Source organism: Virgibacillus senegalensis, from assembly GCF_000821245.2.
Classification (GTDB): domain Bacteria; phylum Bacillota; class Bacilli; order Bacillales; family Amphibacillaceae; genus Sediminibacillus; species Sediminibacillus senegalensis.
Genome location: NZ_LN611422.1, coordinates 163669 through 183898 on the forward strand (window position 1 = coordinate 163669; position 20230 = coordinate 183898).

Annotated in this window: 21 protein-coding genes; 18 read left to right on the forward strand and 3 right to left on the reverse strand. The window is 43.7% G+C overall.

Annotated elements, in window-relative coordinates; all coding sequences use genetic code 11:
• The first annotated feature begins 173 nt into the window (after positions 1-173).
• The 5 genes from sigI (at position 174) to BN1067_RS01160 (ending at position 5628) form a co-directional block, all read left to right on the forward strand.
• A complete protein-coding gene (sigI, locus tag BN1067_RS01140) occupies positions 174-908 on the forward strand; it encodes an RNA polymerase sigma-I factor (RefSeq protein ID WP_407701340.1) in 735 nt (244 codons plus the stop codon).
• Complete coding sequence (locus BN1067_RS01145; RefSeq protein ID WP_053217099.1) at positions 908-2098, forward strand: anti-sigma-I factor RsgI family protein; 1191 nt, start codon at positions 908-910, stop codon at positions 2096-2098. Before sigI ends, BN1067_RS01145 begins: the two co-directional genes overlap by 1 nt.
• A gap of 252 nt (positions 2099-2350) precedes the next feature.
• Positions 2351-3283, forward strand: a complete 933-nt coding sequence (locus BN1067_RS01150) for a Gfo/Idh/MocA family protein (protein WP_053217100.1) — start codon at positions 2351-2353, stop codon at positions 3281-3283.
• Between the two features lie 45 nt (positions 3284-3328).
• On the forward strand, positions 3329-4897 hold the full coding sequence (locus BN1067_RS01155) for a bifunctional GNAT family N-acetyltransferase/carbon-nitrogen hydrolase family protein (protein ID WP_053217101.1): 1569 nt from the start codon (positions 3329-3331) through the stop codon (positions 4895-4897).
• Positions 4898-4902: 5 nt separating this feature from the next.
• Positions 4903-5628 carry an SDR family oxidoreductase gene (locus tag BN1067_RS01160; protein ID WP_053217102.1) on the forward strand — a complete coding sequence of 242 codons (726 nt, stop codon included), beginning with the start codon at positions 4903-4905 and terminating at the stop codon, positions 5626-5628.
• An 80-nt stretch (positions 5629-5708) separates the two neighbouring features.
• On the opposite strand, the gene BN1067_RS01165 is transcribed toward BN1067_RS01160, so the two are convergent.
• A complete protein-coding gene (locus BN1067_RS01165) occupies positions 5709-5945 on the reverse strand; it encodes a YhdB family protein (protein ID WP_053217103.1) in 237 nt (78 codons plus the stop codon).
• Between the two features lie 219 nt (positions 5946-6164).
• Here BN1067_RS01165 and BN1067_RS01170 point away from each other — a divergent pair, with 219 nt between their 5' ends.
• The 8 genes from BN1067_RS01170 to BN1067_RS01205 all read left to right on the forward strand — a co-directional run bounded on the left by BN1067_RS01170 (position 6165) and on the right by BN1067_RS01205 (position 14452).
• Positions 6165-6875: a YhcN/YlaJ family sporulation lipoprotein gene (locus tag BN1067_RS01170; RefSeq protein WP_053217104.1), complete on the forward strand. Its 711-nt coding sequence runs from the start codon at positions 6165-6167 to the stop codon at positions 6873-6875.
• A gap of 209 nt (positions 6876-7084) precedes the next feature.
• On the forward strand, positions 7085-7723 hold the full coding sequence (locus BN1067_RS01175) for a class I SAM-dependent DNA methyltransferase (RefSeq protein WP_053217105.1): 639 nt from the start codon (positions 7085-7087) through the stop codon (positions 7721-7723).
• Between the two features lie 23 nt (positions 7724-7746).
• A complete protein-coding gene (locus BN1067_RS01180; protein WP_053217106.1) occupies positions 7747-8214 on the forward strand; it encodes an S-ribosylhomocysteine lyase in 468 nt (155 codons plus the stop codon).
• A gap of 13 nt (positions 8215-8227) precedes the next feature.
• Positions 8228-9151: a PLP-dependent cysteine synthase family protein gene (locus tag BN1067_RS01185; protein WP_053217107.1), complete on the forward strand. Its 924-nt coding sequence runs from the start codon at positions 8228-8230 to the stop codon at positions 9149-9151.
• A complete protein-coding gene (locus BN1067_RS01190) occupies positions 9151-10287 on the forward strand; it encodes a bifunctional cystathionine gamma-lyase/homocysteine desulfhydrase (RefSeq protein WP_053217108.1) in 1137 nt (378 codons plus the stop codon). Before BN1067_RS01185 ends, BN1067_RS01190 begins: the two co-directional genes overlap by 1 nt.
• Before the next feature lie 145 nt (positions 10288-10432).
• Entirely contained in the window at positions 10433-11809 is a 1377-nt protein-coding gene (locus tag BN1067_RS01195) for a dipeptidase (protein WP_053217109.1), read from the forward strand.
• Positions 11810-12328: 519 nt separating this feature from the next.
• Complete coding sequence (locus BN1067_RS01200) at positions 12329-12799, forward strand: PCYCGC motif-containing (lipo)protein (RefSeq protein WP_053217110.1); 471 nt, start codon at positions 12329-12331, stop codon at positions 12797-12799.
• Positions 12800-13039: 240 nt separating this feature from the next.
• Positions 13040-14452: a SpoVR family protein gene (locus BN1067_RS01205; protein ID WP_053217111.1), complete on the forward strand. Its 1413-nt coding sequence runs from the start codon at positions 13040-13042 to the stop codon at positions 14450-14452.
• Between the two features lie 40 nt (positions 14453-14492).
• Here the strand turns inward: BN1067_RS01205 and BN1067_RS01210 are convergent, their stop codons facing one another.
• Together BN1067_RS01210 and BN1067_RS19685 are read right to left on the reverse strand one after the other, a co-directional pair.
• Positions 14493-15128: an FMN-dependent NADH-azoreductase gene (locus BN1067_RS01210; RefSeq protein WP_053217112.1), complete on the reverse strand. Its 636-nt coding sequence runs from the start codon at positions 15126-15128 to the stop codon at positions 14493-14495.
• Between the two features lie 176 nt (positions 15129-15304).
• Complete coding sequence (locus tag BN1067_RS19685) at positions 15305-15442, reverse strand: hypothetical protein (protein WP_199868438.1); 138 nt, start codon at positions 15440-15442, stop codon at positions 15305-15307.
• Positions 15443-15648: 206 nt separating this feature from the next.
• On the opposite strand from BN1067_RS19685, the gene BN1067_RS01215 reads away from it, so the two are divergent.
• From BN1067_RS01215 to BN1067_RS01230, 5 genes are all read left to right on the forward strand, one after another.
• Entirely contained in the window at positions 15649-16503 is an 855-nt protein-coding gene (locus BN1067_RS01215) for an STAS domain-containing protein (protein ID WP_053217113.1), read from the forward strand.
• A gap of 201 nt (positions 16504-16704) precedes the next feature.
• Entirely contained in the window at positions 16705-17070 is a 366-nt protein-coding gene (locus tag BN1067_RS01220; RefSeq protein WP_053217114.1) for an ArsR/SmtB family transcription factor, read from the forward strand.
• Positions 17060-19183, forward strand: coding sequence for a heavy metal translocating P-type ATPase (locus BN1067_RS01225; protein ID WP_110943241.1), 2124 nt, complete (start codon positions 17060-17062; stop codon positions 19181-19183). The genes BN1067_RS01220 and BN1067_RS01225 overlap by 11 nt, the downstream gene beginning before the upstream one ends.
• A gap of 38 nt (positions 19184-19221) precedes the next feature.
• Positions 19222-19350, forward strand: a complete 129-nt coding sequence (locus BN1067_RS20365; protein ID WP_267893592.1) for a hypothetical protein — start codon at positions 19222-19224, stop codon at positions 19348-19350.
• 54 nt (positions 19351-19404) lie between these two features.
• On the forward strand, positions 19405-19995 hold the full coding sequence (locus tag BN1067_RS01230; protein ID WP_053217116.1) for a GNAT family N-acetyltransferase: 591 nt from the start codon (positions 19405-19407) through the stop codon (positions 19993-19995).
• Positions 19996-20230: the final 235 nt, after the last annotated feature.

The following is a 20230-nucleotide window of genomic DNA, read 5'->3' on the forward strand; positions in this document are numbered from 1 at the left end:
CTTCTTGTGATAGCTTCCTGTTCTTTCTTTCGGTATCATTAATCATACTACAGAACAATGGAGATTATCATGCAGAATAAAAATCATCGAACAATACAACACAGCAAATTGAATAAAACACCCAGAAAAAAACTGCGATTTTCGAAATTTTTAAAGGCTGGAGGTGATGAGGGTTGATCACTCATCGCTCTGCTACGGATGATAAACAACGGCTGGAAGATTTAATTGAAATGGTGCAGAATGGAAATGAAGAAGTGCAAAACAGGCTATTGAAAGCGTATCAACCTTTTATCGCCAAAAGTGTTTCCGATGTATGTAAAAGATATATTAATCCTCAAATAGATGACGAATTCAGTGTCGGACTGCTTGCATTCAATGAAGCGATGCTTTCCTATTCTCCGGATAAGGGCAGTTCGTTTTTATCGTTTGCCAGATTGGTAGTAAAGCGGCGAGTGATTGATTATATCAGGCAGGAACAGACTAAAATGGTTGCTGCATCCATTGATGAACCGCTGGAGGATGCCCAGTTGGAAAATCCATCGGAAATTACTGCCGCCAAAGCGATTTACCAGGATCAGTTGGATAGCTGGTATCGCAGAGAAGAAATCAAAGATTTGCAAGGCAGACTCCAAGAGTATAAATTGTCGTTTGAGGAGCTTACGGTTATTTCACCGAAGCATCGGGACGCAAGAGAGTCGGCCGTCCGGGTGGCTAAAGTGCTTTATGAGAATGAATTTCTGAGAAGCTATGTCCTTAAGAAGAAAAAAGTTCCGATTAAAAATCTGGTCAACTATGTGGACGTCAGCAAAAAGACTTTAGAGAGAAACAGAAAATTCATCCTGGCCATCTTTATCATTCTTAGTGGGGATTATATTTATTTAAAAGATTATTTAAAGGGGTTGGGTTAGTGAAAAGAGGAATCATCATGGAGCGGCACCGCCATTACATGATTGTGATGGACAAAGATGGTATGTTCCATAAGGCCGAACCGGTAGCTTCTGCAGAGGTCGGGGCTGAAGTGGAATATAAGCCGCTGCAGAACGGCCGCTTCCATCACTTTTTGTTAACTGGGAGACACACGAAGATTGCAGTCATGACGGTGTTGGTTATGCTCATCTCCTTTCCGCTTTACGCTTGGTTTGACGGTGACAAAGTATATGCTTATGTAAATGTCGATATTAATCCGAGTGTAGAAATGGAAGTAGACGAAGCAATGAAGGTAAAAAGTATCAGGCCGTTGAATGAGGACGCAGAACAAATATTGGATGAGTTAGGGAGCTCCTGGATAAATAAAACGGTCGAAGAGGTAACCGCCTTAGTAATTGATCAAGGAAAGAAAGATGAGATGATTGATGGCGGGAACGTGGTGATCATCGGAGTCAGTTACTTAAATGGACAAAAAAAGGAAAAATACATTACAGACATATTGGACGATTATTTTAATCAATCCCTTCAGGAAGAACTTAGTGTCGCGACATTTGAAGTGCCTGAAGAAATTCGTGAAGCTGCCAAATCCGAAAGTAAATCGATGAATGAGCTGTTTGCTGAAGAAGTGAATAAAGAAGAGAAAGCCGATCCGGAAGCCTTTCAAATCGATGATCAGGAAAAAGAACTTATTGAATCTTATTATAGGGAAGAAGATCACGAGGAAGAAGCTGGCCAAAAGGAGACGTCTGACACTTCAAAAGAACAGGCAGACAAAGTAGGAACAGCAGATAAATTAGAAGAGCAGCAACGCAAGAACAAACAAAGTTCAGGTGCTAATGACAAACGCACAGATTCAGAAAAGCATATAAATTCTGAAGAAAAGGCAGAAAAAAAGCAAGCAAACCAATCCGATTCTAAAAAGAATTCAAACAAGAAAAAAGAAAAGCAGGAAATCAAACGGCAGAAAGCAGCAGATAAAAAGCAGAATAAACAGCAAAGCGACCGACAAATGAAACACACACAAATCGAAAAACCGAACAAAAAAAGTAACAAACATGCTGATAATAACAAGTCACAGGTTCAGAAAAAAGACAAAAAAAGCCATCCAGCCAAACAGGGGCACAATGATAAACGGGGTAAGCCCGATGATCACCCAGGTAAATCTCACTAAAGGTTAGCTCTTTTCCAGCGATAGGAAAGGGGCTTTTTTTGTGCAGGAATGTTGATATCCAATCCAGTGTGCATGTTGAATTCACATGGGGGACACGCCCTGCATGGATAGAAAGAGGAAAACGGACTACACCATTCTTGCCGGAGTGTTAATCCATCGCTGTGGAAAAAAACTGCGCTTCCTTTTAGTTGGTAGCGCTATCTTAATGAAGTACAATGAACCTATAGACAAAGCAGAGAGGAAGCTGTTGGAATGAAGACTGGAAAACCGAAAATAGGAATTGTCGGCTTGGGGAATATTGCACAGAAGGCTTACTTGCCGATTTTGATGAAGGAGGAGGACTGGCAAATTTCCGGTGCCTATTCTCCGAACCGAAGAAAACGGGATAAATTGTGTAAGGAATACCGGATAGACAGCATGCAAAGTCTGGCATCTCTGGCCGATCAAAGTGACGCTGTATTTGTGCATACTTCCACGGAAACGCATTTTGAAGTGGTTTCCTACTTGCTTGAACAGGGAAAAGATGTTTTCGTCGATAAACCGTTGGCTGCAAGCCTGGAAGAAGCAGAGGAACTTGCAGAATTAAGTGAAAAGCTGGGAAGAAAGTTGATGGTTGGCTTTAATCGGCGATTCGCTCCGCTTTATATAAAGGCAAAGCGCTTAGCCGGGGAATTCACCTGGCTTCAAATGGAGAAGCATCGGGCCGCAGACATCGGACCGAATTCATTCGCTTTCACCATGCTTGATGATTATTTGCATGTAATCGATACCATCCGCTGGCTAGCCAATAATGCGGAGTTAAACGTTTCAGATTTGTTCACGAAAGAAAACGATTCAGGCCACATGGTCTTTGCCAAACACACCTTTCAAGGGAACAGGCAGCATTTTACGGCAGCCATGCACCGTTGTGCAGGAACGAATGTAGAAAAGTTAGAAATAGTGAATGAACAATCGATAATCAGGGTAAATAATTTAAATACACTACAGGTAGAGGAGGAAAACGGATTAACGGTCAGCTCTCCGCCATCATGGGAAGATATCCTGACGACGAAAGGCTTTAAGGGGGCTGTTACCCATTTCATCTCTTCTGTAAAATACGGAGACGCACTTGATGTGGACGGGTGGGAAGCAGTAAAATCACAACATTTACTTGATTCACTGATAAAAAAACATCAACAGCAATAAAACGATTCTTTCAGTAGTATTAAAGACAGAGAGGGTTCGATTCATATGTCCAAATTGGACTTAAAGCAATTTGAAAAAAAGTTGATCGTCCGTACCATTAAGGAAGAAGACATTCCGCAAATTATAAAATTGCAGGAAGCATGTTTTCCGCAAATGATACCATGGAAGCCGGAGCATCTGCGAAGTCATCTGGAACATTTCCCGGAGGGACAATTCTGTGTGGAATTAGAAGGGGAAATTATCGGCAGCTGCTCCAGTTTAATCATTAATTTCGATGAATATGACGACAAGCACACATGGGATGATATAACGGATGAAGGATATATTACCAACCACGATCCGGAAGGCTACAATTTATATGGCATCGAAGTAATGGTCGACCCGGAATACCAGGGGATGAAAATCGGCAAGCGTTTATATGAAGCGCGCAAGGAGCTTGCTAGGGAGCTTAACCTGAAAAGTATCATCATTGGCGGGCGTATTCCCAACTACCATAAATATCAGGATGAGTTGACACCACGTCAATATGTGGAAGAGGTAATCGAAAAAAAGATTTACGACCCCGTACTAACCTTTCAAATCATGAATGGTTTTACCGTGATGCGCATCAATCCAGGCTATTTGCCTGATGATGTCCAATCGGCCAAATACGCGACATTGATGGAATGGAACAATATCGACTATCGGGCAAAATCGAAGCGGCATTTTAAAACGGCGTATCCAGTTCGGATAACCGTCATCCAATATATGATGAAAAATATTGAATCTTTCGAGGAATTTGCAAGGCAAGCGGAGTATTATGTTGACGTAGCTTACGACTTTGGTTCTGACTTTGCCGTCTTCCCTGAAATATTCACTACCCAGCTAATGTCCTTCCTCGAGGAAAAGGTACCGTCCAAGGCAGTACGCCGATTGACTGAATACACAGAAGATTATATTGAGTTATTTACTTACTTAGCGATGAAATACAATATCAACATTGTTGGCGGGTCTCACTTTGTCGAAGAGGATGACCATATTTACAACATTGCCTACCTCTTTCGCCGGGATGGAACGATTGAAAAGCAGTATAAAATTCACGTTACCCCAAATGAAAAGAAATGGTGGGGGATTCAGCCTGGAGATGCGATCAAGGTGTTTGACACGGATTGCGGTAAAATCGCCATCCAGGTATGCTATGATATCCAATTTCCAGAGCTTACTCGTTATGCGGTTGATCGGGGGGCGAATATCATTTTTGTACCATTTTGCACAGATGATCGGCAGGGCTACTTGCGCGTCAGGTATTGTGCCCAGGCGCGTGCAGTCGAAAACCAGGTTTATACGGTTATCGCCGGGACGGTAGGGAACTTAACCCAGGTTGAGAACATGGATATCCAGTATGCACAATCTGGCATTTTTACCCCGTCTGACTTTGAATTCGCACGGGACGGAATCATTGGGGAGTGCCATCCTAACATTGAAACGGTTGTAGTCGGAGATGTCGATTTGGAAATCTTACGAAGACAGCGTAAATCTGGAACCGTACGGCAGCTTCGCGATCGTCGGCGGGACCTGTTTGAAATTAATTATAAAAAACTCGATTTAGGAGAAAGTGCTGAGAAAAAGGGGTGATCAACATGCTCAATGGACAAGTAGCAATTGTAACAGGAGCATCCCGGGGTATTGGCAAAGCAATTGCACTCGAGCTTGCCAAACATGGGGTGAAGCTGACGATCACAGGTAGTTCGGATGAAATTCATCGTACCAAGCGGGATTTGGAGGATGAAGGCTATCAGGATATTTTTTCGTTCCGTGCCGATGTTACCAAAGAATTAGAAGTTGAGCAGGTAGTACAGGCCACAAAGACAGCGTTTGGAGCCGTCGATATTTTGGTAAATAACGCTGGCGTGGGAGTATCAAAAAAAGTGGAGGATATAACGGTTGAAGAATGGAAAAAAACATTTGAAGTAAATGTTCAGGGGGTATTTCTTTATACAAAAGCAGTGACACCTATCATGAAGCAGCAGCAGTCTGGTACGATTGTGACGCTTTCATCGGATGTCGCTCGTTATTCCTTGCCGGAAAAAGGATCGCTATACACAGCGACCAAATATGCAGTGCAAGGATTTATCGGATCAGTCGCCCAAGAATTGCAACAGTACGGCGTTCGTGCCAGTACGATTAATCCAGGTTTAGTGGATACGAATTTTGGCGACACCAAGCAAGGAGAAGCCGCTAAAACGGATTGGTTGAAAGCCGATGAAGTGGCAGAGGCTGTCCGTTATATGGTGGAAGCACCGAAACATATGGTAATAGATGAAATGTATTTGCATCCGCTATGCCAGCAATACCCTCGTACGTAGAAAGCACTCCTAACCAATCTTACTGCAAAATCATAACAAAGGCTGTCCCGTTCGGTTGTTTCCAGCGGGACAGCCTCTTTTTATAACTCGATTTCGATAGACGGTGTATGTGCCATGGCATGGTCGATATAATGGAGCAGATTTTCGTGTGAATCGATAACGCTTTGCTCGCTTCCTGTATAGTGAAATGCGTGAAGGAAGGTTTCAATCTTCTTCGCTAAAAAATCATCCTTGGTCCGCACCATTAATACGAGCAAATCGTCCCACTGTCCCCAAAGAGTATAATACAGCGCTTTGTCATAATCAGGTATAACCATTTTCATCCCTCTTTCTAAAGGGTTGCTTTTAGTTTTGCCTGAGACGTTTGAAACAATTTACGTGCGTTTTTGGAGGGCTTGGTAATTGTTAACGTTAAAACAGGGAAACAACGACAAAAACGAATTGTTTTTTCCATCGATTGGTGCGTGTAGAAGCGCATAAACCTTCTTTCTTGAACCATACTAGCATTAAACCTAATAGAAGGAGGACTACACACCATGAAATGGAAAGCATTAGGCGTCACTTTATTGGGTACCGCAATGCTGATGGGGTGCAACAATAATGACGGCAACCAAACAGGACAGGGTACAAATGATAACGGGGTCCAACAGACTCGTTTTAACAACACGACAGATTATCCCAACCGTGGGAATGCTCCTGATGATGATGGTTGGCTCGATAATCGCAATATGGCAAACGATGATAATCAAGACAATCAGGGGAATCAAAACGATAATAATAATCGGTACGATGTCGACGAGCAGCTGGCAAACCGGATTGCAGAACAAGTTGACGACATCGACCGTGCTTATGTATTGACTACTGGCAACAATGTGTACGTAGCTGCCGAATTGAACAAAGGAACAAAAGGAAACAATGGTAACGGCGGAAATAACAATGATACCGGTGGAAACAATAACGGCAATGACGGCAACAATGCCAATTTCGGCGCCAACGGAAACAATAACAATAACGGAAACAACAATGGTGGAGACAATAATCAAGTGAGCGACAAAATCAAAGAAGAAGTCGCTAAAGTAGTGAGAGAAGCCGATGACAACGTGGACAATGTCTATGTTTCGACAAATCCTGATTTCGTTAACCTGTCCAATGACTATGTTCAGGACGTAAGGAACGGCGAACCGGTCGAGGGCTTCTTTGAAGAATTTGGTGAAATGACACGACGAATTTTCCCACAAAATCGATAGGAGTTTCCGTGGGATGTGAAAACGGCTGACCATATTGATGGCTGGCCGTTTTTTCTATTGTTGGCGAAAAGGATGCGAAACCTCGCCAACTGTATTTCTCAATAATGAATCGTAATTGATTAAGCCCATTTAATGTGTTATATTATTACCGATAATCCCAATAAAACATAGTGTATTAGTATGAATTAAAAAATGGGAGTTGAAAATGAATGGGCCGTGAATTTATCGATTTATTTAATGAGTGGGCTGGCTCTTATGATGAAACAGTAACAGGTCATGATCCTCAGTATCGTGCTGTATTTGATAAATATGATACAATACTAGAAGAAGTTACCAGACATTCCAGTGGAAATGTTCTGGAATTTGGCGTCGGTACAGGCAATCTATCCAAAAAGCTATTGGATGCCGGTCACAAGGTGATCGGCGTTGAGCCATCACAGGCAATGCGGGAAGCAACTGCTAAGAAATTTCCAGATTTGCAAGTGCTGGATGGGGATTTTTTATCCTATCCTGAATTAGAAATCCCGATTTCGACGGTTGTAAGTACGTATGCTTTCCATCATCTGACTGATGAGGAAAAAGGCCGTGCGATTGGAGGATTTAAGGAGCTGCTACCCGCCGGAGGGAAAATCGTTTTTGCCGATACAGCTTATCAAAACGAAGAAGCGAAGCAGCAGATTCATCAGCGGGCAAAACAAAACGGGTATGAAGATTTATTGTATGACTTAACGACCGAATATTACCCGATGCTCGATGTACTGCAAACATTGTTTGAAGAAAACGGTTTTTATGTTACGTTTAAACAAATGAATCAGTTTGTTTGGCTCATGATTGCAGAAAAGCAGTAACTTTACCAAAGGAGTGGAGAAATATGCCGGAAAAAATGAATGTAGAAAGCTTCAACCTTGACCATACGAAAGTAAAAGCACCTTATGTCCGCCTAGTGGGAGTAACCACAGGTCAAAGTGGTGATAAGGTTTATAAATATGATATCCGTTTCTGTCAGCCGAATAAAGCACATATGGAAATGCCAGGATTGCATTCCATTGAGCATCTGATGGCGGAAAACATTCGCAATCATATCGATAATGTACTTGATATCGGACCAATGGGTTGCCAAACCGGCTTTTATTTAGCCATTCTAAACAATGACAGCTATGAAGAAGTATTGGACGCGTTGGAAAAAACATTGAAAGATGTACTGGAAGCAACTGAAGTGCCAGCCTGCAACGAGGTGCAATGCGGCTGGGCTGCCAACCACAGCTTAGAAGGAGCTCAAAAAATTGCTGCCGACATGCTCGAAAAGAAAGACGAATGGCAGCAAGTTTTCGCAGAATAGGGGGGAGACCGATATGACTCGCTATCGAAATGTGCAGGAATTGATCGGTAACACCCCATTAGTTGAATTGACCAAGTTCCCCCTTCCCGAGGGGGTTCGTTTTTTTGCGAAGTTAGAGTTTTATAACCCTGGCGGCAGTATTAAGGACCGCTTAGGCCAAGAGCTGATCAGTGATGCGCTTCGCAGTGGCAAAATAACGGAAGGTGGAACCATTATCGAGCCAACAGCGGGCAATACCGGTATTGGGCTGGCATTAGCTGCGATTGATAAAAACGTTTCGGTTATATTTTGCGTTCCGGAGCAATTCAGCATTGAAAAGCAGGAATTAATGAAGGCGTTGGGAGCCACCATCGTTCACACTCCCACCGAGGAAGGAATGCGTGGGGCAATCGCTAAAGCGGAACAGCTGGTCAAGGAAACACCGAATAGTTATTCACCACAACAATTTGGAAACCACGCAAATCCGGCAACTTACTATAAATCGCTCGGTCCGGAAATTTGGCAGGATCTCGAGGGAAATGTGGATGTATTTGTTGCCGGAGCAGGTACCGGCGGAACATTCATGGGGACTGCACGCTATTTAAAAGAGCAAAACCCGGATATGAAGACAGCCATCGTCGAACCGGAGGGCTCGGTGATTGCCGGCGGAGAACCCGGACCCCATAAAACAGAAGGGATTGGCATGGAGTTTCTCCCGGATTATATGGACCGCGCTTATTTTGATGCCATCCATACTGTCCCCGATACCTTCGCCTTTGAATATGTCAAAAAACTGGCGGCCATGGAAGGACTGCTGGTGGGTAGTTCCTCTGGGGCGGCTTGTTATGCTGGTTTACAGGAAGCCCAGGAGGCCAAACCAGGTACCAACATTGTCACGATTTTTCCTGACAGCAGTGAGCGATATTTGAGTAAACGTATTTACCAAGGAGGAGTATAATGAAGTCCAAAACAAAAGTAATTCATGCAGGTATTACAGGGGATGAAAAAACAGGCGCCGTTTCCGTGCCAATTTATCAGGTGAGTACTTATGCCCAAGAGGCGGCAGGAAAACACACCGGATACGAGTACTCCCGTACCGGTAATCCGACCCGACACGCTTTGGAAACAACCATAGCGGAGTTGGAAAATGGGAAAGCCGGATTTGCTTTTGGTTCTGGTATGGCGGCGATTACTTCCGTTATGATGTTATTGAATAGTGGAGACCACATTGTCATGACCGATGATGTCTATGGTGGAACGTACCGATTAATGACTGGCGTATTGAACCGGTTCAAGCTTGATCATTCTTTTGTCGATACCAGTGACCCGGAGAAAGTGAAAGCAGCTATCCAACCGAATACAAAAGCACTTTATATCGAGACACCAACCAACCCGCTGTTGAAAATCACCGATCTGAAAAAAATGACGGAAATCGCCAAGGAAAACGATCTTTTACTGATTGTGGACAACACGTTCGCGACCTCTTATTGGCAGCAGCCAATCGACCTTGGTGCAGATATTGTGCTTCACAGTGCAACCAAGTATGTGGGCGGTCATAGTGACGTTGTAGCCGGTTTGGTTGTTGTGAATTCCGACAAATTGGCAGAAGACCTTCACTACATCCAGAATTCTGTCGGCGGTGTGCTTGGACCACAGGACTCCTGGTTGTTAATGCGTGGAATCAAGACCTTGGGACTGCGTATGGAAGCAGCGGAAAAAAACTCCCAGCAGCTGGTGGAATTTCTGCAAAACCATCCCCAAGTAAGCACCATTTATTATCCCGGTCTTCCTAATCATAAGGGCCATGACATCGCCAAACAGCAGGCTGACGGTTTCGGAGCCATGATTTCCTTTGATGTAGGCAGTTCCGAACAAGCGGACCAAGTGTTGTCCAAGGTAAAATACTTTACGATTGCTGAGAGCTTGGGAGCGGTGGAAAGCTTGATTTCGGTACCGGCGAAAATGACGCATGCTTCCATTCCAAGAGAACGCAGGCTTGAATTGGGTATTACCGACGGATTGATTCGTATTTCCGTCGGAATCGAAGACGGCGAAGACCTGGTTAACGACCTTAAACAAGCGATGGAAAAATAGTTTTCGGTATAACGAAATCTGCTTTATTTAAAAAAGGGTTGTCCCCGGGATGGTCATACGATGGCTATAGGGGGGCAGCCCTTTTCCTATTGCCTGAAAAATTATGCTAAAATAAAATCAGCATGGACAAAGGAGATGGACTAGTATGTCAGAAAAGGTTTTAGCATATTTACAAGATAATAGAGAGCGTTTGTTGGATAAATTAAGTGAGTTTCTATCCATCCCAAGTGTTAGCACCGACAGTGTACATAAACAAGATGTGGCGGCAGCTGCCGAATTTGTGGCTAATTATTTAACTGAAATCGGATTTTCAACGGTGGAGGTACAGGAGACGAAAGGACATCCGCTGGTCTACGGAGAATGGAACGGTGCTGGCGATGAGGCTCCGACTGCTTTGTTGTACGGTCATTACGACGTGCAGCCTGCAGACCCGCTGGAATTGTGGGACAGTGAACCGTTTAAACCGGAAATACGGGAAGGCAGGCTGTACGCTCGCGGAGCGAGTGATGACAAGGGACAAGTATTTATGCATCTTGCCGTATTCGAAGCCTATATGAAAACCGAAAGATCGATCCCCGTTAACATCAAAGTTTGCATAGAAGGGGAAGAAGAAATCGGCAGTGAAAACCTTTATCAAGTACTGGAAGAGAAAAAGGACCAGTTTTCCGCCGATTTTGCCATCATTTCGGATTCAGGGATGGTCGATACCGGCCAACCGACCGTGTTGTACGGACTAAAAGGCTTCACCGGATTGGAATTCACCGTTCACGGTCCTTCCAGTGACCTGCATTCCGGAATTTATGGCGGAGTTGTCCGTAATCCGGCGATGGCAATGGCGCATATGCTTGCTTCGTTAAAGGATGAACAGGAAGTTGTCCAAGTAGAAGGGTTTTACGATGGGGTAGAAGAACTGACCGAGGATGAGCGCAAACTCATTGCTGATGTACCAGGAGAAAACTATCAACAGACCACTGGAGTAGAAAAAACAGTGTCGGAAAAAGGATTTACCGCCAAAGAACACATGATGGCCAGGCCGACCATGGAAATCAACGGCATGTATAGTGGTTATCAGGGTGAGGGCACGAAAACAATCATTCCTGCTTCAGCTACCGCGAAGCTGACCTGCCGTCTAGTTCCAGGTATGGATCCGGATCACATTCAACAGTTGGTCATCGACCACCTGCGCAAAAATTTGCCGGCAGGTGTGACGATGGATGTGAAGCCAGAGCCACTATCTGCTAAAGCATATAAAGTTAATCCGGATCATGCCTTGATAAAAACAGCAGGCGACTCTCTCCAAAAGGCATTTGGGAAAGAAGCAGTCTTTGCCCGCCTTGGCGGATCGATTCCGGTTGTGGAGTCGATTGATTCGATCTTCCATATGCCTGTAGTGCTGCTTGGCTTCGGAACACCTGAAGACCGACTGCATTCCCCTAATGAAAGTTTTCCATTGGAAAGCTTTGATAAAGGGATGGAAACACTCGTCTATTATTGGAATCAGGTGAAAGATACGTCGCTTTAAACCAGGTAGCTGGGCCTTAACTATATGAAGTAATGAAGGCCATCCTTAAATTCACATGGGTATTAAACTCGTTTGATTTTCCCTCTTTCTATCTAGAAACAAATACCAAGCTGCGGAAAAATGTGAGACTCCAGTGGGAAAGGAACAGTCTGAAGACCCCGCAACTGGCGCTTTTTGCCAGAGAGGAGGCTGAAGCGTTCCCCACGGAAAGCGAGTGTTTTTCCGCAGCATCGGACTATCCCGCATCTTGATACGAGTGGAGATATCCACATAAACTGAATGTCTTACTATGTCTCAATAAAATGAGTGCAAACTAGACAACAATGTCTGAGAAAAGAGCCTAAATAAAAGAGCCGGACGAGTATTCGAATGCTTAAGTTTTCGAATCATCGTTCGGTTTTGCTTTGGCTTTTTGTTCCGGTCTTGTTTCCATGTGAACGTTTTATGAAAGCTTGCCAGGTGATATTACGAAATGATGAAGACCAGCTATAATGAGGTTATACCAAGGAGGAGAGAAACGTGAAGAAAATCGTTATTTATTTTGGAATTCTAATTGTGGCGATTTTGTTAGTAGCTTGCGGCAGCCAGGAAGCAAAAGAGAAGGAACAACTTGCGCCTAACCATGAATTGACCGCAGGGACAAATCAACTCCCGCAATTCCTGAATGAGGCCTCGGAAGGCTTGCAAATGGTATACCAGTCTGCTGCCGAACATCAAGAACTGCTTGAACAAATACCATGCTACTGCGGATGTGGTGACGAACAGGTAGGGCATAAAGACAATCATGACTGCTTCGTTCACGAAATAAAAGATAATGGGGAAGTAGTTTGGGATACACATGGGATTGGATGCCAAGTGTGTATCGATACGGCCGTATATTCGATAAATGAATTCGAGAAGGGTGCGGATATTTCGACTATACGAAAAACAATAGACGATACGTACCAAGATAACGGTTATCCGGAACCAACACCAACTCCGGAGGTTTAAAAAATACAATAAAATGATGTAATAAAAATGTCCGGGAGCTACTTCCGGACTTTTTATTATAAGATTAGGAAGCTACGTCATCGAAATCAGGAACCCCGCTTGCGTCGCCTCAGACTGAACTTTTCCGTTAAATAAAAGGGGAGACAGTACATGCAGCCCCTTTGTTTCCTTCTTTCCCTACATCATTGAGAATGGCCGCACATATATTGATGTAACACCACCACAAAGGAGAGATCATTGTTGAAACAAGCGGACCAGAAGTCGCTGGAAAGAGCGATAGATGAAATAACGGAAATCGCCGAAGGATTTGGGCTTGATTTTTATCCAATGCGTTATGAAATTTGTCCGGCCGAAGTGATTTATACATTTGGTGCATATGGAATGCCGACAAGATTTTCTCATTGGAGCTTCGGCAAACAGTTTCACAAAATGAAGCTCCAATATGATCTTGGGCTGAGCAAGATTTACGAACTGGTCATCAATTCAAATCCCTGTTACGCCTTCCTGCTCAACTCTAACAGCTTGATCCAAAATAAACTGATTGTTGCTCATGTGCTGGCACACTGCGATTTCTTTAAAAATAATATACGTTTCCAAAATACGAACAGAGACATGGTAGAAAGCATGTCGGCCACAGCAGAGCGAATTGCTGCATACGAGAAAGAGCATGGTCAGGAGGAAGTGGAATCGTTTCTTGATGCCGTCCTTGCCATTCAGGAGCATATTGATCCAAGGATGATCAAACCAAAGCTCGATTGGGAAAAGGACGATCAGGAAGAAGAGACCCCAACAAAATCCTCCCCATACGATGATTTATGGAAATTAGATGACAAGTCTTCAACCATTGATCGTCCGAAGAAAAAGAAAAAGGCTTTTCCTCCAAAGCCGGAAAAGGATTTGCTCTTGTTTATAGAAGAATACAGCCGCACGCTGGAAGACTGGCAACGAGATATATTAACCATGATGCGGGAAGAGATGCTTTACTTCTGGCCGCAGCTGGAAACGAAAATCATGAACGAAGGTTGGGCATCCTATTGGCATCAACGTATTCTTCGCGAAATGGACCTGACCAGTGATGAGTCATTGGAATTTGCTAAATTGAACGCAGGTGTCGTTCAGCCTTCCAAAACCCAAATCAACCCTTACTACTTAGGGGTGAAAATGTTCGAGGACATAGAAGAACGCTTCAACAATCCAAGCGAGGAAATGATCAAATGGGGAGCTGAACCAGGAAAAGGACGGGAAAAAATATTTGAGGTCAGGGAAATCGAATCGGACATATCGTTCATACGAAACTATATGACAAAGGAATTTGTTCAGCGGGAGGATATGTATTTATTCCAAAAACAAGGCCATGAATACAAAATTACCGATAAAAGCTGGGAAGCGGTCAGGGATCAGCTAATCACCATGCGTGTGAATGGCGGTTTTCCTTATATTACGGTCCAGAATGGAGACTACCTGCGGAACGGAGAGCTTTATTTAAAGCATCACTTCGAAGGAGTAGAATTGGATCTGATTTATTTGGAACGGACCCTTCCGTACATTTACGAGCTTTGGGGACGCAACGTCCATCTGGAGACGGTGGTCGAAGATAAGGCAGCATTATTCAGCTATGAAGGAAACAAGGTATATAAAAAATACCTCACATAAAGAAAAGGCAGACCATGGTCTGCCTTTTTTGCCTAGATAGTTAGAAAGTGCGTGCCAATTCTTTTGCGCGGGCAATGCCGTCTGCTTTGATTTCTTCTGCTTTGTCAGGCATTGCTGCATGGCCTTCGATAAACAATCCTTCAAAGGAAGGAACGCCAAAGAAATTCATGATAATACTGAGGTAGCGATGTCCCATTTCCAGTTCTGCCGCAGGTCCTTCTGAATAAATACCGCCGCGCGCCTGGATGTGGAGAGCCTTTTTATCCGTCAAAAGACCAACCGGTCCTTCTTCTGTATATTTAAATGCTTTCCCCGCTACGGCTACGGAATCGATGTATGCTTTCATCAATGGAGGAAAAGAGAAGTTCCAAAACGGTGTGACGAAAATGTATTTGTCTGCCTTGATGAACTGTTCACTTAACTCCGATAGACGGCCGACCTTATCCTGTTCCTCTTTGGAAAGCTCTTCGAATCCTTTTCCAGACTGAAGCTTTCCCCACCCTTGAAAAACATCGGCATCGATATAAGGGATGTTCTCTTTATATAAATCGATTGGGACGATTTCATCTTGCGGATTTTCCTGCTTATAGGTTTCCATGAATGCCTGTGCGGCAGCCATACTGAACGATTGTGTTTCATCGTGTGGATGGGCTGTGATGTATAGTACTTGGGCCATTAAACTCACCTTTCTGTTTTTGATACAATTAGTTTGTAAATAAAAATGGAAAAACATACGTTATCCATTACTTTGAATTAAAGATATTCAATTCAAGGTATCATAGTAAAACATGAGCCGGGCCACTGTCAATAAAAAAGGACTAGCCGTTTTTTCGGTTAGTCCTTCGAGGTTGTTTAGTTTGGTATATACGGATTTCCGCTAATATTCTTTCTTGCTTCAGCAGATATCTGAATAGGCTGAGTTGCTGTCGATTTCTCTGGCATGATCGGCGGCTTTCCGCTTCCATCATAGTGTAAAGGCTTTTGTCCCATTAAAAAAACCTCCTTTTATAGATCTATTATATCAGAAAACGATTACATTCATCCTGATTTTTATTTTTTTTTGCACTATTCCAGAGGAAGGCTATACCCTTTTAATTTACTGGTACAGGTGTGATAAACTGAGGAGGAAGAAAGGATGTCGAAAAAGCGTAGTAAAAAAGATTTAGGTACTAAATGTTTGAAAGGGGGTAGTGAAAATGTCCAAACAGGATGAATTATTATATCATTTTTTAATGGATCATGCGGATCAGATTACCGATAACTGGCTTCGTACGAGGAAGGATACAAAAGGCTCCTTGTATTCCCTTTATGCAGATCATCAAACCGAAAACATGCTTCGCGAACAAAATAGGATGACGATAGAGGCAGTAAGCAGCTCATTGCTCGCCGATGAAGGAACGATAATTCAGCAGATTGATGTATGGGCTAAAACGATCGGAGAAAGCAGAGTCAATTCAGAAACGCCTATATATGAAGTGATCGAAGCGGTCAACAAGGCTGAATATATCTTTATGGAATTTGTCCACCGTTTTATTGAAGAATATGATGAAATCGTAAGCAAGCAGGATATCTTGCAGTGGAATCACAAAATTAAATCGGCCTTTAATCAAATGGTGACAAAGTTTACCGAGGTTTACTTCCAGATTACCAGGCAGCGTCTTTTCTCACAGCAGGAATTGATTCATGAATTGAGCACCCCTATCATCCCGGTGTTTGACAACATGGCAATCGTCCCGCTGATAGGAGAATTGGATTCGCATCGTGCCCAAGTTGTTATAGAAACTATTCCGAAAAAATGTGTGGAAAACCAGGTTGAGCATTTGTTTATCGATCTTTCCGGTATGCCGACAATCGACACGATGATCGCCCAGCAAATTTACCAGCTGACCAGTCTGTTGAAATTGCTCGGTATTTCCTCTACCATTTCCGGAATTCGCCCGGAAGTGGCACAGACAGCTGTTCAATTAGGGGTTGATTTTGAAAGTTCCGGAACATATAGTTCACTGAAACAAGCACTGTTGACCGCTGGATTAACGATAACAGCAGAATAGTTTACTAAAAAAGTTTCCCGGATGGGGGGCTTTTTTTTGTTGGCGGGATTTATAGTTAACAGGATTGGCAGTCGCTGTCATCCTTTTAAGAAGGGGGAGGTCGTACCTGTTTTCTTAACATTCAAATAATTGTTTGAATGTTATTGGGGTTTTAGATAAAATAGAATTATACTCAAATATTCATTTGAATGAGGTGATGCTATGTCGGCAGATCGTTGTGATATTTATTGTTATAATGAGGAAACAGTTACTCGTGTGAAAAGTAAAATGGAAAACGAAGATATATCAGAGATAGTGAAGATTTTCAAAGTGATGGCAGATCAAAACCGCGCTAAAATTGTATTCGCTTTATCTCAGGAACAAGAGCTGTGTGTTTGTGATGTAGCGAATATCATTGGTACTTCCGTGGCAACTGCATCCCATCATTTACGGACGCTTCGCAAGATGGGAATCGCAGCCTGTCGTAAAGAAGGAAAGCTTGCGTTTTATTCGTTGACCGATGAATCTATGGTCCAATTACTCGTTCAATCCTTTGAACAAAAAGGGGGGTTGCCGGATGGATGCTAATCTGGCAAGTGGGGAAGAAAAAAAGGTTTATCGTGTTCAAGGTTTTACCTGAGCTGGCTGCGCTGGAAAGTTCGAAACGAACGTTAAACACCTGGATGGTGTTTCTGATGCTACCGTGAATTTTGGTGCTGCTAAACTGACCGTGTATGGAAATGCATCTGATAAACAGTTAGAAGAGGCAGGCGCGTTTGAAAACCTGAAAATTATTCCTGAACATGAACGGATGGACCAGGAACGTCCTTCCATCTGGAAACAGGAAACCACTCTACGTGTTTTGCTTGCATTCCTACTCCTGGCTGCTGCTTGGATTGCCGGAAACATGCAACTGGAACATGGATTTATTCCCGTTCTTTTGTATGGTGCCTCGATCTTAATAGGAGGATATAAGCTCCTGCTCCAAGGATTAAAAAACTTGGCAGCTTTTCAATTCGATATGCGGACGTTAATGACAGTCGCGGTAATCGGAGCATCTGCAATCGGAGAGTGGGGAGAGGCTGCAGTTGTTGTCATCCTTTTCGCCGTCAGCGAAGCATTGGAGTCCTATTCGATGGAGAAAGCAAGAGAATCCATCCGATCATTACTTGATATTGCCCCAAAGCAGGCATTGATCAAACGAGAAGGAAAAGAACAACTAGTCCCTGTGGAGGACATACAAATAAAGGATGTAATGATGGTAAAGCCCGGGGAAAAAATCGCGATGGATGGGATCGTAATTAAGGGGAGCGCTACCGTAAATCAAGCAGCAATAACCGGGGAGTCGATTCCGGTATTAAAAGAAAGCGGCCAAACTGTTTATGCGGGTACCTTGAATGAGGATGGTTTTGTAGAAGTCGAAGTGACAAAGCGAACAGAAGATACGACGCTTGCCAAAATCATTCACTTAGTGGAAGAGGCTCAAGCGGAACGGGCTCCATCCCAGGCATTTGTTGACAGATTTGCAGCCTGGTATACTCCCGCTATCATTTTGTTTGCCTTGATTTTAGCAATCGTCCCCCCGCTGTTCTTGGGAAATTGGCACGATTGGTTGTATCGAGGACTTGCTGTTCTGGTAGTGGGATGTCCTTGTGCGTTGATTGTTTCCACTCCTGTTTCAATCGTCACAGCGATCGGAAGCGCTGCCAAGTATGGAGTATTAATCAAAGGCGGCGTTTATTTGGAAAAAGCTGGAACTATTTCTGCGGTTGCTTTTGATAAAACAGGAACGCTGACAAAGGGGACTCCGGAAGTAACCGATCTAGTGTCTCTTTCCCGGCAAACTGAAAGGGAGATACTGCTTATCGCGGCCGCTGTGGAACAAAAATCCGGGCATCCTTTAGCAGCTGCCATAACCCGCAAGGCGGACAATGAATTATTAGCATATCACGATACTCCTGTGGAAGGCTTTTTGTCTATGACAGGAGAAGGCGTGAAAGCTTTCGTAAATGATACAGAATACTTTTTAGGCAGCCCTAGCTTGTTTTCGGGGATGATGGACATACAAGAGGACATCTCCAAGCAAATTTTGACGCTGCAGCAGCAAGGGAAGACCGTTTTGGTACTCGGTACAGCTCAAGAAGTGCTTGGTCTGTTAGCTGTTGCTGATCGAATCAGAGAGTCGAGTAAGGCAGTAATAGGCAAGCTTCATGCCAGAAAATTAGAAACAATCATGTTGACAGGGGACAATACAGCAACTGCTAAGGAGATTGCCAAACAGCTGGGAATCAATGAAGTCCGGGCTGAGCTAATGCCTGAAGCAAAATTGGCTTTTATCAAGCATATGCAAAAAAATCGGGAGATTGCTATGGTCGGCGATGGGATCAATGATGCTCCCGCATTAGCCGCCTCCTCGGTAGGAATCGCTATGGGAGGTGCCGGAACTGACACGGCATTAGAGACAGCAGATATTGCGTTGATGGCTGATGATTTGGAAAAACTTCCATTCACCATGAAACTAAGCAGAAAGACGTTACAGATCATTAAACAAAATGTTTCCTTTTCTTTGCTGATCAAGCTCGCCGCACTTCTGTTGGTCATTCCCGGTTGGCTGACGCTCTGGTTGGCGATTTTTGCAGATATGGGTGCCACCTTGATTGTGACGCTTAATGGGCTTCGACTGCTCAAGGTAAAAGAATAATAATTGGTTGGACCTCTGCGAGTGCATGGAGGTCCTCTTTGTTTGGGATTGTTTCAAAAGGGGGGACAATCGCCGTAAAAAAACCAGGTATTGCTGATGTGAAGGATCGTTTTGTAGTGGGGAAAAAATTTTTAGGATTGCAGCTAATAGCCATTGTGTTAAACTAATTGAAACACATCTTCGAGTTAACTAAACAGATTTATTCGAAGGGGGAGAGAGGTTTGTTTACTTACCAGGTGGACGAAGAGATTCAATTGAAATTGATGGAATTAAGCGATGCAGAGGAACTGTTTGAGTTGACAAACAGCTCCCGGGATTACCTGCGTGAATTTTTACGATGGGTTGATGGAACTACCGCAGCGGAGGATACAAAAGCTTTCATTCAGTCAGGGTTACAACGCTTCGCAGAAAACAAGAGCCTGACAACGGCTATTTTATTCCACGGGGAAATTGCAGGAGTAATAGGTTTTCACGAAATTAATTGGCACAATAAAAGTGCCTCAATTGGTTATTGGCTTGGTGAAAATCATCAAGGGAAGGGAATCATGACCCGGTCCGTAAAAGCATTGGCGAGTTACGGTTTTGACAGGCTTGATTTAAACCGCATCGAAATCAGAGCAGCAGCGGAAAATGGAAAGAGCAGAGCGATACCGGAAAAGTTAGGATTTGTCAAAGAAGGACGTATCCGACAAGCAGAGTGGCTGAATGACCGTTTTGTTGATCATGTGATTTACGGCATGCTGGCATCAGAATGGCCCTATACATACAATCGAAAACCTGCAGAATCCAAGCCTTCGGACTCCTTCCAATAGTAGAACAAAAAACTCCGTCTTTGTTACGAGGCCACTGAAAAAGTCCTTTCTAATCTAGAAGAGATTTTAAAGTTTGTTGTTGATTCTCACGAATCGCTTATCGGTGGATGCTTGCCGCGGGCACGGCCTCAGCTAACTTGGTCAAGAAGATCACTTAACCAAGTGGATCTTCGGCTCGCGCTGTTCCCGCAGGCGTCACCACCGAACGCTCATCGTGGAATCAACAGAGGGTAAA

Bases quoted from the DNA above. Each gene is read 5' to 3' on its own strand.
- BN1067_RS01150 (WP_053217100.1), top strand. From the start codon at position 2,351: ATGAAGACTGGAAAACCGAAAATAGGAATTGTCGGCTTGGGGAATATT.
- BN1067_RS01155 (WP_053217101.1), top strand. From the start codon at position 3,329: ATGTCCAAATTGGACTTAAAGCAATTTGAAAAAAAGTTGATCGTCCGT.
- BN1067_RS01160 (WP_053217102.1), top strand. From the start codon at position 4,903: ATGCTCAATGGACAAGTAGCAATTGTAACAGGAGCATCCCGGGGTATT.
- BN1067_RS01165 (WP_053217103.1), bottom strand. From the start codon at position 5,945: ATGGTTATACCTGATTATGACAAAGCGCTGTATTATACTCTTTGGGGA.
- BN1067_RS01170 (WP_053217104.1), top strand. From the start codon at position 6,165: ATGAAATGGAAAGCATTAGGCGTCACTTTATTGGGTACCGCAATGCTG.
- BN1067_RS01175 (WP_053217105.1), top strand. From the start codon at position 7,085: ATGGGCCGTGAATTTATCGATTTATTTAATGAGTGGGCTGGCTCTTAT.
- BN1067_RS01180 (WP_053217106.1), top strand. From the start codon at position 7,747: ATGCCGGAAAAAATGAATGTAGAAAGCTTCAACCTTGACCATACGAAA.
- BN1067_RS01185 (WP_053217107.1), top strand. From the start codon at position 8,228: ATGACTCGCTATCGAAATGTGCAGGAATTGATCGGTAACACCCCATTA.
- BN1067_RS01190 (WP_053217108.1), top strand. From the start codon at position 9,151: ATGAAGTCCAAAACAAAAGTAATTCATGCAGGTATTACAGGGGATGAA.
- BN1067_RS01195 (WP_053217109.1), top strand. From the start codon at position 10,433: ATGTCAGAAAAGGTTTTAGCATATTTACAAGATAATAGAGAGCGTTTG.
- BN1067_RS01210 (WP_053217112.1), bottom strand. From the start codon at position 15,128: ATGGCCCAAGTACTATACATCACAGCCCATCCACACGATGAAACACAA.
- BN1067_RS19685 (WP_199868438.1), bottom strand. From the start codon at position 15,442: ATGGGACAAAAGCCTTTACACTATGATGGAAGCGGAAAGCCGCCGATC.
- BN1067_RS01215 (WP_053217113.1), top strand. From the start codon at position 15,649: ATGTCCAAACAGGATGAATTATTATATCATTTTTTAATGGATCATGCG.
- BN1067_RS01220 (WP_053217114.1), top strand. From the start codon at position 16,705: ATGTCGGCAGATCGTTGTGATATTTATTGTTATAATGAGGAAACAGTT.